Origin of the sequence: Anaeromyxobacter oryzisoli (assembly GCF_022690765.1) — a bacterium.
GTDB classification, from domain to species: domain Bacteria; phylum Myxococcota; class Myxococcia; order Myxococcales; family Anaeromyxobacteraceae; genus Anaeromyxobacter; species Anaeromyxobacter oryzisoli.
Map to the genome: position 1 here is coordinate 1 of NZ_JALCZA010000049.1, position 13,731 is coordinate 13,731.

At 73.8% G+C, this 13,731-nt stretch carries 14 protein-coding genes; 12 read left to right on the forward strand and 2 right to left on the reverse strand.

Going from position 1 to position 13,731, the window contains the following annotated elements:
* Positions 1-458, forward strand: a 458-nt coding sequence (locus MNZ27_RS15305; RefSeq protein WP_308197968.1) for a hemerythrin domain-containing protein, incomplete at its 5' end; no start/stop codon positions are given.
* Positions 459-727: 269 nt separating this feature from the next.
* Here the strand turns inward: MNZ27_RS15305 and MNZ27_RS15310 are convergent.
* A complete protein-coding gene (locus tag MNZ27_RS15310) occupies positions 728-2,845 on the reverse strand; it encodes a M3 family metallopeptidase (RefSeq protein ID WP_242394988.1) in 2,118 nt (705 codons plus the stop codon).
* A 395-nt stretch (positions 2,846-3,240) separates the two neighbouring features.
* Between MNZ27_RS15310 and MNZ27_RS15315 the strand changes: the two genes are divergently transcribed.
* The 7 genes from MNZ27_RS15315 (at position 3,241) to MNZ27_RS15345 (ending at position 7,907) form a co-directional block, all read left to right on the forward strand.
* Complete coding sequence (locus tag MNZ27_RS15315; RefSeq protein WP_242394957.1) at positions 3,241-3,816, forward strand: outer membrane beta-barrel protein; 576 nt, start codon at positions 3,241-3,243, stop codon at positions 3,814-3,816.
* Between the two features lie 96 nt (positions 3,817-3,912).
* On the forward strand, positions 3,913-4,884 hold the full coding sequence (locus MNZ27_RS15320) for a CsgG/HfaB family protein (RefSeq protein WP_242394958.1): 972 nt from the start codon (positions 3,913-3,915) through the stop codon (positions 4,882-4,884).
* A complete protein-coding gene (locus MNZ27_RS15325; RefSeq protein ID WP_242394959.1) occupies positions 4,881-5,174 on the forward strand; it encodes a hypothetical protein in 294 nt (97 codons plus the stop codon). Before MNZ27_RS15320 ends, MNZ27_RS15325 begins: the two co-directional genes overlap by 4 nt.
* Positions 5,174-5,584, forward strand: a complete 411-nt coding sequence (locus tag MNZ27_RS15330; RefSeq protein ID WP_242394961.1) for a DUF4810 domain-containing protein — start codon at positions 5,174-5,176, stop codon at positions 5,582-5,584. The genes MNZ27_RS15325 and MNZ27_RS15330 overlap by 1 nt, the downstream gene beginning before the upstream one ends.
* Positions 5,581-6,240 (forward strand): DUF799 domain-containing protein, encoded by a 660-nt coding sequence (locus tag MNZ27_RS15335; protein ID WP_242394962.1) that lies wholly within the window; start codon positions 5,581-5,583, stop codon positions 6,238-6,240. Before MNZ27_RS15330 ends, MNZ27_RS15335 begins: the two co-directional genes overlap by 4 nt.
* A 792-nt stretch (positions 6,241-7,032) precedes the next feature.
* Positions 7,033-7,524: an ATP-binding protein gene (locus MNZ27_RS15340; protein WP_242394963.1), complete on the forward strand. Its 492-nt coding sequence runs from the start codon at positions 7,033-7,035 to the stop codon at positions 7,522-7,524.
* A complete protein-coding gene (locus MNZ27_RS15345) occupies positions 7,521-7,907 on the forward strand; it encodes a response regulator (RefSeq protein WP_242394964.1) in 387 nt (128 codons plus the stop codon). The genes MNZ27_RS15340 and MNZ27_RS15345 overlap by 4 nt, the downstream gene beginning before the upstream one ends.
* A gap of 117 nt (positions 7,908-8,024) precedes the next feature.
* Here MNZ27_RS15345 and MNZ27_RS15350 read toward each other — a convergent pair whose 3' ends face one another.
* Positions 8,025-8,918 (reverse strand): C-GCAxxG-C-C family protein, encoded by an 894-nt coding sequence (locus MNZ27_RS15350; protein WP_242394965.1) that lies wholly within the window; start codon positions 8,916-8,918, stop codon positions 8,025-8,027.
* 352 nt (positions 8,919-9,270) lie between these two features.
* Between MNZ27_RS15350 and pruA the strand changes: the two genes are divergently transcribed.
* From pruA to MNZ27_RS15370, 4 genes are all read left to right on the forward strand, one after another.
* A complete protein-coding gene (gene pruA, locus MNZ27_RS15355) occupies positions 9,271-10,935 on the forward strand; it encodes an L-glutamate gamma-semialdehyde dehydrogenase (protein WP_242394966.1) in 1,665 nt (554 codons plus the stop codon).
* A 129-nt stretch (positions 10,936-11,064) separates the two neighbouring features.
* Positions 11,065-11,850 carry a molybdate ABC transporter substrate-binding protein gene (gene modA, locus MNZ27_RS15360; protein ID WP_242394967.1) on the forward strand — a complete coding sequence of 262 codons (786 nt, stop codon included), beginning with the start codon at positions 11,065-11,067 and terminating at the stop codon, positions 11,848-11,850.
* 5 nt (positions 11,851-11,855) lie between these two features.
* Positions 11,856-12,530, forward strand: coding sequence for a molybdate ABC transporter permease subunit (modB, locus tag MNZ27_RS15365; RefSeq protein WP_242394968.1), 675 nt, complete (start codon positions 11,856-11,858; stop codon positions 12,528-12,530).
* Positions 12,515-13,606 carry an ABC transporter ATP-binding protein gene (locus tag MNZ27_RS15370; RefSeq protein WP_242394969.1) on the forward strand — a complete coding sequence of 364 codons (1,092 nt, stop codon included), beginning with the start codon at positions 12,515-12,517 and terminating at the stop codon, positions 13,604-13,606. Before modB ends, MNZ27_RS15370 begins: the two co-directional genes overlap by 16 nt.
* Positions 13,607-13,731: the final 125 nt, after the last annotated feature.

A 13,731-nucleotide genomic window follows, 5' to 3' on the forward strand; every position in this document is an offset into this window, starting at 1 on the left:
CCGCGCTGCGCGGCCGCCTGGAGGACGTCGCCGGGCGGGTCGGCGCGCGCGCGGCGGCGCCGCCGGGCGTGCGCGCCGGCGCGAGGCGCGCGCTCGTCGAGGAGCTCGAGGAGCTCCTCCGCCCGCACCTCGAGTGGGAGGAGCGGACCGTGCACCCGCTCGTGGACAAGTTCGCGTGCGAGGGGCCGGCTGCCTTCAGCGCGTCGATGCGCTACGAGCATCGGATCATCCGCCGATCGCTCGACGAGCTCGCGCGGAGTGCGTCCGCCGCCGACGGAGCCGCCGCGGACTTCACGCGCCGGGCGGACCGGCTGCTCGGGGTGGTGCTCGCGCACTTCGAGCTCGAGGAGGAGGTGCTGTTCCCGATCCTCGACCGGACCATGAGCCCGCAGGCGCTCCGCGCGCACCTCGGCGACGCCCCGGCGCCCTCCGGGGGCCCGGCGGGCGCTGGCGGCTGAACGGCCGATCATGATTCGTGAACGGTGAGCGGGGAGGGGCCCCACCGCAGGTGGGGAGGGGCAGCGCTCCTCCCCGCGGGACAGCGCGCGCCAGCGCGCGTGGGCCCCGCGGAGCCAGGGGTGGGGCCACGGCGGGCTTCGCTCGACGGGGCGGGGGCGCAGCCCCCGTGTAAACATGGCTAAACGAGGGCGCGAGGCGCGACACCGAAGGTGTTCGCGAATCGCGAACCCTCGTTTAGCGGAGGACGCGGCCTCCCCGCGCCCCCCGATCAGCTCTTCGGAGACGGGGCCTGCGCCGGCTCCGGGAAGCCGCGCCGCCGCATGAGCGCCCCGATCCCGGCGTCGCGCCCGCGGAAGGCGCGGTAGGCCTCGGCGGGATCGACGGTGTTCCCGGCCGAGAAGACGTGCTCCCGCAGGCGCCTCGCGACCTCGCGGTCGTACGGGCCCTTCGCCTCGAGGAACGCCTCGTAGGCGTCGGCGGCCAGGGTGTCCGCCCAGAGGTAGGCGTAGTAGCCCGCCGAGTACCCGTCGTCGGCGAACAGGTGCTGGAACTGGGGCAGGCGGTGGCGCATCACGATCTCGCGCGGCATCCCCAGCGCCGCGAGGGCGTCGCGCTCGAACGCGGCCGGATCGATCGGCCGCTCGCCCGCGAGGTGCAGCTTCATGTCCACCAGCGCGGCGGCGAGGTACTCCACGGTCTCGAAGCCCTGGTTGAAGCGCGCCGCCCGCTCGATCCGGGCCACGAGGGCGGCGGGGATCGGCGCGCCCGTCTTCACGTGGCGGGCGAAGCGGCCGAGCACCTCGGGGGTGGCGAGCCAGCGCTCGAGGAGCTGCGAGGGGAACTCCACGTAGTCGCGCGCGACGGAGGTCCCGGAGAGCGACGGGTACGCGACGCTCGAGCTCAGCCCGTGCAGCGCGTGGCCGAACTCGTGGAAGAGGGTCTGGGCGTCGGTCCAGCTCACCAGGACCGGCTCCCCCGGCTTCCCCTTCACGAAGTTCGCGTTGTTGGAGACGATGGTGGTGATCTCCTCCTCGAACCGCTCCTGGTTCCGGTAGGCGCTCATCCACGCGCCGGAGCGCTTCCCCTCCCGCGCGTAGGGGTCGAAGTACCAGAGCCCGACGAGCCGGCCGCGCCCGTCCCGGACCTCCCACACGCGCACGTCGGGGTGGTAGACCGGCACGCCCTGCGCCGGGGTGAAGTGGAGGTCGAGCAGCTCGCCCGCGACCCAGAACATCCCCTCCCGCAGCCGTTCGAGCTGCAGGTACGGCTTCACCTCGTCCTCGTCCAGGTCGTACCTCGCCTTGCGCACCTTCTCGGCGTAGCAGCGGTAGTCCCACGGCTCGATGGTGATCCCGGCCCGCTCCCGGTCCGCGATCGCCTGCATGTCGGCGACCTCCTCGCGGACGCGGGCCACCGCCGCGGGCCACACCGCCTCCATGAGCGCCAGCGCGCGCTCGGGGGTCCCGGCCATCTGGTCCTCGAGCCGCCAGTGCGCGTGGGTCGGGTAGCCGAGGAGGCGCGCCCGCTCGGCGCGCAGCCGCAGGATCTCGGCGACGGCGGCCTTGTTGTCGTGCGCGCCCCCGAGGTCGCCGCGCAGGACGAAGGTGCGCCACACCCGCTCCCGGAGGTCGCGACGCGCGGAGTAGGTGAGGAAGGGCTCGACCGCGGAGCGGGTGTTCAGGACCGCCCACTTGCCCCGCTGCCCACGCGCCTCGGCGGCCGCGCTCATCGCCTCGCCGACCGACGCCGGGAGCCCCGCCAGCGCTTGCTCGTCGTCGAGGAGCAGCATGGACTCCTCGTCGGCGAGCACGTTCTGCCCGAACGCGGTGAAGAGCGCGGCGAGCCGGGCGTTGATCGCGGCGACGCGCGCCTTGGCCGCCGGGTCGAGCCGGGCGCCCGCGCGCGAGAAGTTCGTGTGGTGGAGCCAGGCGAGGCGGCGCTGCTCGGGCGTCCGGCAGGACCGGTCGCGCGTCGCGTAGACGGCCTCGATGCGCGCGAAGAGCCGCTCGTTCTGGGTGATCCGATCGCGGAACGCCGCGAGGCGCGGCGCCACCTCGCGCTCCACCGCCTGGAACTCCGGCGTGCTCAGCGTGGAGGAGTAGACGTCGTACACGGCGAGGACCCGATCGAGCGCGCGGCCCGAGCGCTCCAGGGCGGCGAGGGTGTTCTCGAAGGTGGGCGGCTCGGGGCTCGTCGCGATGGCGTCCACGGCGGCGAGCTGCGCCGCCATCGCACGCTCGAGCGCCGGCGCGAGGTGCTCCACCTTCACCGCGTCGAACGGCGGGACGCCGCCGTAGGGTCCGGACCAGGGGAGGAGCAGGGGATTCGTCATGGGGACCTCCGCGCCGCGGACGGGCCGCGCCGCCGGGGCCGCGACCAGGAGCATTTGGATGCACGCGCTCGCGACGAGACCTGGCACGGGGACGCCTCCGCGGAAAGAGTCATGGCCACGCGCCCGCGTGGAGCGCGACGGCCTCCGACGGAGAGCGGGTGCGTCATCCCGCTGTTGTGCGGCGCGGCAGGGTCCGGGTCAAGGCGGAGCCCCGTCCAGCGCGCAGCGAACGGTGCCCAGCGATCGGTGCGCGACGCGCCCGACGCCGAGGCGACCCACGCTCGTCCCCGGCCGTGAGCGGGTGAGCGAGCACCCACCGCGGGATCGTCGGCCGTGTCGGCGCCGTGTCACGGGATCTGGTGACGCGATCCCGAGGAAGACGGCTCCCCTTTCGAGCATCACCTAGGGTAACGTGACCGCGTCGAAACGCTCGAGGGGAGGATCGACACATGAGAGCTCTCGCCGCCGCGCTCGCCGCGGTCGCGCTGCTGACGCCGGCCGTCGGGCTGGCCCAGCCCGTCTCGGACGCATCCGGGCCCGACACCTACCTCCAGCTTCACCTCGGCGCGGTGTTCCCGCGGTCGAGCGCGCTCGATCCGCTCGATCCCGGCTACGACGTCGGCGGCACGTTCGGCGCGCGGTTCAACCCGAACGTGAGCGTCGAGGGCGCGCTCGCGTACGAGCGCGCGGAGGGGAGCTCGAGCGGGACGACCCTCGTCTACCAGGACCTCCCCTTCACGGTGAGCCTGCGGCTCCGGGTGCCGGTGCAGCGGATGGAGCTCTCCGGCCTCGGCGGCGTCGGCCTCCACAACCCGTGGTTGACGACCCGCCTCGCCGGCGTGCGCACGACCGAGCACGCGACGGCCTTCGGCTACCACCTCGGCGCGGCGATCGCGGCGGAGCTCTGGCCGACCACGCTCGTGGGGGTCGAGGCGCGGTGGACGTTCCTCGATCCGCGGCTCGACGGCGTGAGGACACGGCTCGACACGCTGCGGATCGCCGCGACGCTCCAGTATCGCTTCTGACCATCACGCGGCCGCCGCGGCTCGCGCGCGGCCGGTGCGATCGCTCCAGGACCAGCAGCTCGAGGTCGCCGCCCGGCGGCGAGGAGGAGAACAGGGATGCGAGTTCGTCTTGTCACCGGCGGGGCGCTGCTCCTGCTGTCGGCGTGCGCGACGCCGTCGCAGCGGCCCTCGGTCGTGGAGTCGCCGGTCTCCGGGCGCGCGCAGGTCCAGGCGCAAGCGGCGCGCCAGGTCCCGGGAACGGTGCGCTACAAGCGCAAGGTCGCGATCGGTCGGTTCACGAACGAGACGACCTACGGTCGGTCGCTGCTCAACGACGCCGATCTGGACCGGCTCGGGAAGCAGGCGTCGGACATGCTCTCGTCGAGGCTCGTCATGTCGGGCCAGTTCATCGTGCTCGAGCGCCCCGACGCCGCGAAGATCGAGCGCGAGCAGGGCGTCGCCAAGGCCGGCGCGCTCGTGGGCGCGGACACCTTGATCGTCGGCTCGGTCACGGAGTTCGGCCGATCCGTCGGCGGCAAGGTCGGGTTCCTCTCCAGCACGAAGGAGCAGATCGCGAAGGCCAAGGTCGACGTCCGGCTCGTGGACGTGAAGACCGGGCACGCCTACTTCTCGGCCACCGGCGCAGGCCAGGCCTCCACCGAGGTCGGCGAGGTGGCCGGCTTCGGCAGCCGCTCCGAGTACGACGCGACCCTGAACGACCGCGCGATCGCGGCCGCCATCTCGGACCTCATCGATCGCCTGGTGTCGAAGCTCGGCGAGCGGCCGTGGCGCACCGACATCGTCGAGGTGCAGGGCTCGCAGGTGTTCGTGAGCGGGGGGCGGAGCCAGGGGCTCCGGCCAGGCGACGATCTCGTCGTCCTCGAGGCGGGCCAGGTCGTGAAGAGCAAGCAGTCCGGCTTCGAGCTGACGCTGCCGCCGCGGCGGGTCGCGGCGCTCCGGGTCCTCTCGAATTTCGGCGAGGACGAGACGAGCGAAGGCTCCGTGTGCCAGGTCGTGGCCGGCGCGGTGGACCGCGCCGCGCTCGCCAGGCTGTACGTCGTGCAGGTGAAGGACGGAGGCCAGCCATGAGGAAGCTCCTCGCCGCCGCGGTCCTCGCGCTCGCCGCCTGCGCGGGGCCGACCACGGTCGTCCGCACCGTGGACACCCGCCCCGCGATCGCGTTCTCCGGCGCCCCCTGGGGCACCGTCCTCTACGTGGACGGCGTCGCGGTCGGCGATCCGCGCGAGTACGACGGCCATCCGAACGTGCTCCGGGTCGAGCCGGGCACGCACGACCTCGAGCTCCGCCAGGGCGACCAGGTCGTCTTCGATCAGCGCGTCTTCGTCGAGAGCGAGCTCAAGACGGTGGTGGTGCACTGATGCGCGCGCCCGTGTTCGCCTTCGCCGTCGCCCTCGCCGTCTCCGGCTGCGCCGCCCGGACCACGTACCACTGGGGCAGCTACGACGAGACCCTCTACAAGCACTACAAGCGGCCGCTCGACCGCGAGGCGTGGGTCGCGGGGCTCGAGGAGACCGTCCTCGCAGCGGAGCAGGACGGGGAACGCGTCCCGCCCGGCGTGTACGCGGAGCTCGGGTACGCGCTCCTCGAGGAGGGCCAGACGAAGGAGGCCATCTCCTACTTCGAGAAGGAGAAGACGAAGTGGCCCGAGTCGCGCGTCCTCATGGAGAAGATGATCCGCAACGCGCAGCAGCGGGCCGGCAACGTCGCCGGCGCGCGGATCCCTGCCTCGACGCGCGGCCCGGCCGGCGCGGTGGAGACGAAGCGATGACTTTCATCTGCCGCTCTGCGGCGCGCCGGCTCGCGCTCGGCGTCGCGCTCGTGGTGCTCGCCGCCGGCTGCGCGACCGCGCCCAAGAAGGACTACGCGAAGCTCGTGGCGGCCCAGCCACGCTCGATCCTGGTCGTCCCGGTCGTGAACAACAGCGTGGACGTGAACGCGCCCGACTACTTCCTCTCCACCCTCCCGGTCCCGGTGGGCGAGCGCGGCTACTACGTGTTCCCCGTCAACCTGGTGAAGCGTCTCCTCGAGGACGACGGCCTCTCCGACGCGGCGCTCGTCCACGGCGCGGACCCGGCCAAGCTCGCGAGCCTGTTCGGCGCCGACGCGATCCTCTACGTCACGATCGAGAAGTGGGAGGCGAAGTGGGTGCTCGTGTCCACCTACGTGACGGTCGAGTTCCAGTACGTGCTGAAGGACGGCAAGACGGGCGCGACGCTCTGGGAGGAGCACCAGAAGATGGAGTACTCGTCGGACTCCGGCGGCGGCGGGCTCCTCGGGGCGATCGTGTCGGCCGCGGTGACGAAGGCGTCGCCCAACTACATGCCGCTCGCGCGCCAGGCGAGCTGGAAGGCGATGGCGTTCCCTGGCCCGGGCTTCCCGGCCGGTCCTTACCGGCCGGAGCACGGGATCGACCTGAAACAGTGATGGCGGGCGGTGCGGCTCGCGTGCGAGCGCCGAGCGGGCCTCCGACGGCCCTGCTCCGCTCGCCGCGAGGCGCCGCGCTCCGAGCGCCGGCCACGAGCGCGGGCGCTCACGAAGGCGAGCGGGTGCTGCGCCACCTTCGGAGCGGGATCGCGCGGTGATCCGGCGAGCTCGCGAGACCGCGCCGCGGTCCAGGATCCCGAGCCGTTGCATCCGCGCCTCGAGGCGCTCGAAGGCGTGGCGCTCGATGCGCGTCACGATCCGGCGGTCGCCGGGCCCGTAGAAGTCTTCGCGGACCTCGACGTCGCGGGCGCCGAGCGCCGCGTGGAGCGCGCGCGCGGCGACGTTGTCCTCCTTCACCGTGAACCAGCACGCGTCCACGCGGCCGAGCAGCGCGCCGACTTCGGGCCTCCTTGGGGCGGAGGGGATGCTCGGCGGGCCTCGTGACCCGCAGGTCACGAGCGTGCGGCGAGTCGGTGAGGACGCGCCGCGAGCGGATTCGAGCTGGCCGCCCCATCGCCCGCGGTCGCCCAACCGTCACCGCCACGCCGCGCGGGAGTCACGAGGGCCGCTCAGGATCGAGCGCCGGCGCCGCGGGAGGTCGCGGCGGTACGGGAGCGAGCGTGCTGATGGCGACACCCACCCGCATCGAGCTGGTCCTCGCGGCGGAGGAGTCCCGGCGCTCCTCCCTGGGCGAGGTGCTGACCGGCGACGCGCGGGTGGCGCCGGACGAGCGCGTGGAGCGCGTCGACCGTCAACGACATCCTCGATCTCTCGAAGCTCGAGGCGGGGCGGATGACCGTGTCCCCCGCGCCCTTCGACCTCGCCGAGGTCGTGAGCGACGTCGCGGGCACCGCGCGCCTGCTCGTGGGCTCCAAGCCGGTGGAGGTCCGGGTCGAGGTCGCGCCCGGGCTCGTCCTGCGGTCGGACGCGCCGAAGGTGCGCCAGATCCTGGTGAACCTCGTCGGCAACGCGGCGAAGTTCACCGACGCCGGGTTCATCCGCGTCGCCGCCGCGCCCGGGGCGGGGGGCGGCGCGATCCTCTCGGTCGAGGACACCGGGTGCGGCATCGACGCGGCGGACCTGCCGAGGCTGTTCGTCCCGTTCGGCCAGCTCGAGGACGCGGCGACGCGCACGCACGAGGGTACCGGGCTCGGGCTCGTCATCACCCGCTCGCTTGCGACGCTGCTGGGCGGGAGCGTCCAGGTCGAGAGCCGCCGAGGCGCGGGCAGCACCTTCACCGTCCACCTGCCGGGCATCGCCCCGCGAGGAGAGCGCACACCGTGAGCAGCCCGAAGATCCTGGTCGTCGACGACGACGCCACGCACCTCGTCTGCGCGAAGGAGCTCCTCGAGGCCGAGGGGTACGAGGTCCGGGTCCACTCCACCGCCTTCGGCGCGACCGAGAAGGTGCTGCGGTACGAGCCGGACTTGATCCTCGTGGACGTGAACATGCCGGCGCTGTCGGGCGAGGGGCTCGTCACCGTCCTGCAGGGGCGCGAGCGCACGCGAGGGGTGCGCGTCCTGCTGTACTCGTCGAACGACGAGCAGGCGCTGCGCGAGGCGGCCGAGCGGCTCGGGATCGCGGGGTACGTGCCGAAGGGCGACCCGGGGCAGCTGCGCCGGAAGGTCGCCGCCGTGCTGCGGACGGGAGGCGTCGCGGTGCGGTGAGCGGCAAGAGAGGTCCTCGCCGCATGCCCCGCTCCGAGTCCCGGCAGAAGGCGAGAGGCCGGCCCTGCCCGGAAAGAGGGCGAGGCCGGCCTCGAGGCCTGCGCGCGTGCGGGGTCCCTACGGGATCACCGGGTGAGTGCTCGGCAGCGACTGGTTCGAGTGGCAGGGGGTGCAGGCCATGCCCGAGGCGACCGGGCGGGTCGTCGAGGTCTTGGGGTGGCACCCGAGGCAGGTGTTGGACCGAGAGTCGATCGCGGCGGCGGCGTAGGTCTTCGGCGTCGTGGTGCTCGCCAGGTACGTGTTGATCATCTCCGCGACCTTGGCGGCGACGTCGGCGGTGAGGCGCGAGCAGCGCGCCAGCTTGTCAGGGCCGTTCGCGGCGACGCCTCGTGCCGCGCACCAGCCGCTGACGGACGCGTGGCACAGGTGCGACCCCGGTGTGGTCTGCAGGTTGACGAGGTTGGCGGCGGAGAAGTCGAGCGTCGTCTTCCCCGTCTCGGCCGCGTCCACCGTGGCGGGCGTGTACGACGGGAAGCTCGCCCCCTCGTACCAGCGGAGGAGGTCCGTCATCATGGCGTTCCGCGCGGTCTTGTCGGACACGATCTGGTTGATGACGAGGAGCCCGCCGAGGAGGGAGCCGCAGATGCTCCCGTACCCGGCGATGCCGCCCGCCCCGAACCTGCCGAAGTCGGCCGGGAGCTGATCGAACGGCGCCCCCGCGGTGGCGGCGAGGTGCTTCATCAGCGCGCTGTACGAGCCATGGCAGCAGCCGCCGTCGGCCTCGTAGTACGCGTGGTAGGCGGGCTCCTTCACCGCGGCGGGATCGAGTCGATACCCGGCGGGCAGGTGCTGCTCGTAGGGGAAGTCCTTCGGGGTCGGCCCGGTCGTGGGCGTGGTGGTGGTGGTGGCGGCGCTCGAGCCGCACGCCTGCACGCTGGCGAAGGTCGCGGCGCCGCCGACGGCGTACACGGCGCGGGTGATGATTTCGCGGCGGGACAGGTTCTTGGACATGGGATCTCCGGGTTGCTGGGGCTTCGGAGTCGGTCGCGAAGGGGCGCGCCGACGGACGCGATCAGCGTACGGCCCGGAAGGGAACGGAGATCTGCGGCAAATGCGCCTGCGACAAACGGGCGGCGGTCCAACGAAGTCCGCATATCGCGAAATCCCTACATCAGCGACCGAGCGCCCGCCTGTGTGGGGCGCACGGCGCGACGCTCGCGGACGCGAGGCCGGCGGTGGGTCCCCGCGGGGGAAGGCCGCCCTGGGATCCTGCGGGCCAGAGGCGCGTCCAGTACATTCGCTTCAACGCGACCGAGCGCCCGCCGCGTGCGTCGCACGGCGCCCGGCGAGCAGGAGTGCGCCCATGTCGAACGGCCTCTTCCGCGTCCCCCCGCCCCGCAACGAGCCCGTCCTCTCGTACGCGCCGGGCTCCCCCGAGCGGCGGGTCCTGCGCGCGCGCCTGTCCGAGCTGGCGGACCAGGAGCTCGAGATCCCGCTCGTCGTCGGCGGCCGCGAGGTGCGCACGGGTCGGCTCGCCGACGCCCGCGCGCCGCACCGGCACGCGCAGCGCCTCGCGCGGTGGCACCAGGCGGGCGCGGCCGAGGTGGAGCGCGCCGTCGAGGCGGCGCGCGCGGCGCGGCCGGGGTGGGCCGCGCTCCCGTTCCACCAGAGGGCGGCGGTGTTCCTGAAGGCGGCCGAGCTCCTCTCGACCACCTGGCGCGCGACGCTGAACGGCGCGACGATGCTCGGACAGTCGAAGACCGTGGATCAGGCGGAGATCGACGCCGCGTGCGAGGTCGTCGACTTCTGGCGGTTCAACGTCGCGTGGGCGGAGCGCCTCCAGGAGGAGCAGCCGCTCTCGCCGCCGGGCGTCTGGAACCGCGTCGAGTACCGGCCCCTCGAGGGCTTCGTCCTCGCGGTGACGCCGTTCAACTTCACCTCGATCGCCGCGAACCTGCCGACGGCCCCGGCGCTGATGGGCAACACCGTGCTGTGGAAGCCCGCCTCGAGCGCGATCCTCTCCGCCTGGTGGCTCCTGCAGCTCCTCCACGCCGCGGGGCTGCCCCCCGGCGTCGTCAACTTCGTGCCCGGCCCGGGGCGGGCGGTGGGCGACCCCGCGCTCGCGAGCCCGGCGCTCGCCGGCCTCCACTTCACCGGCTCGACCGCGACGTTCCAGGGCATGTGGCGCACCATCGCCGAGAACCTCCCGCGGTACCGGAGCTACCCGCGGATCGTCGGCGAGACGGGCGGCAAGGACTTCGTGTTCGCGCACCCCTCGGCGGACGTGGACGCGCTCGCGACGGCGCTCTGCCGCGGGGCGTTCGAGTACCAGGGGCAGAAGTGCTCGGCGGCGTCGCGCGCGTACGTCCCGGAGAGCCTGTGGCCGGCGGTGAAGGACCGGCTGCTCGGCCAGCTCGCGACGCTCGAGGTGGGCGATCCCGTGGACGACTTCGGGGTCTTCATGGGGGCGGTCATCGACCGCGCGTCCTTCGAGAACGTCCGCTCCTACCTCGAGCTCGCGCGGAGCTCGCCCGACGCGACCGTCCTCGCCGGCGGTCACTGCGACGACGCGGTGGGCTACTTCGTCGAGCCGACGGTGGTGCAGACCACCAACCCGCGCCACCGGCTGATGCAGGAGGAGATCTTCGGGCCGGTCCTGACGGTGTTCGTCTACCCCGACGCGCGGCTGGAGGAGGCCCTCGAGCTGTGCGACTCGACCTCCCCCTACGGCCTCACCGGCGCCGTCTTCGCGCAGGATCGCGCGGCGGTGGAGCGGCTCGGCCGGACGCTCGAGGGCGCGGCCGGGAACTTCTACGTGAACGACAAGCCGACCGGGGCCGTGGTGGGCCAGCAGCCGTTCGGCGGCGCCCGCGCCTCGGGCACGAATGACAAGGCGGGGTCCGCGTGGAACCTCATCCGCTGGGTGTCGCCCCGCGCGATCAAGGAGAACCTGAACCCGCCGAGGAAGGTCGAGTACCCGCACCACGGCGAGGACGAGTGGTCACGGCCGGCCCGGCGGACCCCGTGAGCGCGCGGTGACCCCCCCGGCTCCGCGGCGCGGCGCCGGTCGCGTTCCACGGGTACGCGGATGGAGCCGCGTGTCGCTCCGGGGTACGATGGGGCTCCGGAGACGGGTCGATCGCCCGTCGGAACCCTCATGGAACGCACCGTGATCCACCACGCACGCCGCGCGCTGCTCGTCGCTCTCGCGCTCCTGGCGCTCCCGGCGCCGGCGCACGCAGGGCCGCGGCTCGCCGTGGCGGCCGCCGCCAACCTCTCCACCGCCGCGGAGGAGCTGAAGCGGGGCTTCGAGGCCGAGCACCCCGGCGTGGAGGTGAGCCTGGTCCTCGGGGCCTCGGGGACGTTCTTCGCGCAGATCCAGAACGGCGCGCCCTTCGACGTGTTCCTCTCAGCCGACCGCGAGTACCCGGCGAAGCTCGTCGCGGCGAAGCTCGCGTCGCCGTCCGACGAGCGGGTCTACGCGTACGGGAAGCTGGTCGCCTGGCTGCCGCCGGGCTCGACCGTGGACCTGGCGCGGCGGGGGCTGGCCGCCCTCGGCGACCCCTCCGTCAGGAGGATCGCCATCGCCAACCCCGCCGTCGCCCCCTTCGGCCGCGCCACCGAGGCGGCCCTCCGGGCGGCCGGGGTCCTCGACGCGGTGAAGGGCAAGCTCGTGCTCGGCACGAGCGTCGCGCAGGCCGCGCAGTTCGCCACGACGGGCGCGGCGGACGTGGCCTTCCTCCCGTACTCCCTCACGTTCGGGAAGGGGCTCTCGGGCGGGAAGGTCGTCCCGGTCCCGGCCGGCCTGTACCCGAGGGTCGAGCAGTCCGGGGTCGTGCTCTCCACCGCGCGCGACCCCGGGCTCGCCCGCGCCTTCCTCGCGTTCGTCGCCGGCGCGAAGGGGCGTGCGATCCTGGCGCGGTACGGGTACGGGCTGCCGTAGGCGCGATGGACACCGCCGCCCTCGCGCTCTCGGCGAAGCTGGCCGGGCTCACCACCGTGACGCTGCTCGTCCTCGGGCTGCCGCTCGCGTGGTGGCTGACCGTCAGCCGCTTCCGGGGCAAGTTCCTCGTGGAGGCGGTCGTGGCGCTGCCGCTCGTGCTGCCCCCGACCGTGCTGGGCTTCTACCTGCTCACCGCGTTCGGCCCGCACAGCCCGGCCGGGCGCGCCTTCGCGGCGGTCGTCGGCCACCCGTTCCCGTTCTCGTTCGCGGGGCTGCTCGCGGCGTCGGTGCTCTACAGCCTGCCCTTCGCCGTGCAGCCGTTCGCCGGCGCATTGGCGGGCGTCGATCGACGGCTCGTCGAGGCCTCGCACACGCTCGGCGTCTCGCCGCTCGGCACCTTCTTCCGCGTCACGCTCCCGCTCGCCTGGCCGGGGATCCTCGCCGGCGCGGTCCTCACCTTCGCGCACACCCTCGGCGAGTTCGGCGTCGTCCTGATGGTCGGCGGCAACATCCCAGGCCGCACCCGCACGCTGTCGGTGGCCATCTTCGACCACGTCGAGGCCCTGGAGTACGACGCGGCGCACCGCACCGCGGGGCTGCTCCTCGCCGTCTCCTTCGCGGTGCTCGCCCTCGTCTACGCGCTGCAGCGGCGGCCGGTCTTCCCATGGAACGAGCGCTGACCTTCGACGTGGTCCGGCGGTTCCCGCGGGGACCCGTCGTCTCGGCCCGGGCGTCCTGGCCGCTGGGGAGCGCGCCCGTCACCGTCCTCTTCGGGCCGTCCGGCGCCGGCAAGACCACCGTGCTGCGCGCGCTCGCCGGGCTGGTCCGGCCCGACGCCGGCGAGATCGTCTTCGACGGGGAGACGTGGTTCGACGCGGACCGGGGGACGTTCGTCCCACCGCAGGCGCGCGGGGTCGGGCTGCTGTTCCAGGAGTACGCCCTCTTCCCGCACCTCTCCGTCGCGGCGAACGTCGGCTTCGGCCTGCACCGGCTGCCGCGCGCCCAGCGGGAGGCGCGCGTCGTCGAGCTCGCGGAGCGCCTCGGCCTCTCCGACCTCCTCCGGCGCCGGCCCGGCGACCTCTCCGGCGGGCAGCGCCAGCGCGTCGCGCTCGCGCGCGCCCTCGCGCCGCGGCCGAGGCTCCTGCTCCTCGACGAGCCGCTGTCCGCGCTCGACGCCCCGACCCGCGAGGCGCTCCGCGGCGAGCTCCGGCAGTTCCTGGAGCGCTCCGGGGTCCCCGCCGTGGTGGTCACGCACGACCGGACCGAGGCCCTCGCCCTCGGCGATCGGCTCGTGGTCCTGGTGGACGGCACGGTCCGGCAGATCGGCTCGGTCCCCGAGGTCTTCTCCGCGCCCGTGGACGCGGAGGTGGCGCGCGTCGTCGGGACCGAGAACGTCTTCCCCTCGCGGCTCGTGCGCCGCGCCGACGGGCTCCTGGTCGTCCGGGCCGGGGCCGCCGAGCTGGTCGCGATCGACCCGGGCGGCGTCGAGGACGAGGCGTACGCCTGCGTCCGCGCCGAGGACGTCGTGCTCGAGCCGCCCGGCGGGCACGAGTCCTCCGCCCAGAACCGGCTCGCCGGCACCGTCGTCGCGCGCCGCGACGAGGGGCCGCTCGTGCGGATCACCGTGGACTGCGGCGTGAAGCTCGTGGCGCTCGTCACGCGCGCCAGCGCCGAGCGGATGGGGCTGGCCGCCGGACGGCCCATCGCCGCGGTGGTGAAGGCGCCGAGCGTCCGGATCGTGCCGCGGAGGGCGTGAAAACAGGCGGGCGTCGCCCTGCGCGAGGTACGCCTCGTGCGCTTCAGCGAAATCACCATTTGTGAATCGGATCGCGGGGCCGGCGCGCCACCGGGATAGCCCCTGGGTGCGATGGGCCTCACGCG

What these genes read in the sequence shown, in the direction of transcription:
- MNZ27_RS15370 (WP_242394969.1), top strand. Translation starts at nt 12,515, where the DNA reads ATGGAACGAGCGCTGACCTTCGACGTGGTCCGGCGGTTCCCGCGGGGA.
- MNZ27_RS15340 (WP_242394963.1), top strand. Translation starts at nt 7,033, where the DNA reads ATGACCGTGTCCCCCGCGCCCTTCGACCTCGCCGAGGTCGTGAGCGAC.
- modB (WP_242394968.1), top strand. Translation starts at nt 11,856, where the DNA reads ATGGACACCGCCGCCCTCGCGCTCTCGGCGAAGCTGGCCGGGCTCACC.
- modA (WP_242394967.1), top strand. Translation starts at nt 11,065, where the DNA reads ATGGAACGCACCGTGATCCACCACGCACGCCGCGCGCTGCTCGTCGCT.
- MNZ27_RS15310 (WP_242394988.1), bottom strand. Translation starts at nt 2,845, where the DNA reads ATGCTCCTGGTCGCGGCCCCGGCGGCGCGGCCCGTCCGCGGCGCGGAG.
- MNZ27_RS15335 (WP_242394962.1), top strand. Translation starts at nt 5,581, where the DNA reads ATGACTTTCATCTGCCGCTCTGCGGCGCGCCGGCTCGCGCTCGGCGTC.
- MNZ27_RS15350 (WP_242394965.1), bottom strand. Translation starts at nt 8,918, where the DNA reads ATGTCCAAGAACCTGTCCCGCCGCGAAATCATCACCCGCGCCGTGTAC.
- pruA (WP_242394966.1), top strand. Translation starts at nt 9,271, where the DNA reads ATGTCGAACGGCCTCTTCCGCGTCCCCCCGCCCCGCAACGAGCCCGTC.
- MNZ27_RS15320 (WP_242394958.1), top strand. Translation starts at nt 3,913, where the DNA reads ATGCGAGTTCGTCTTGTCACCGGCGGGGCGCTGCTCCTGCTGTCGGCG.
- MNZ27_RS15330 (WP_242394961.1), top strand. Translation starts at nt 5,174, where the DNA reads ATGCGCGCGCCCGTGTTCGCCTTCGCCGTCGCCCTCGCCGTCTCCGGC.
- MNZ27_RS15325 (WP_242394959.1), top strand. Translation starts at nt 4,881, where the DNA reads ATGAGGAAGCTCCTCGCCGCCGCGGTCCTCGCGCTCGCCGCCTGCGCG.
- MNZ27_RS15315 (WP_242394957.1), top strand. Translation starts at nt 3,241, where the DNA reads ATGAGAGCTCTCGCCGCCGCGCTCGCCGCGGTCGCGCTGCTGACGCCG.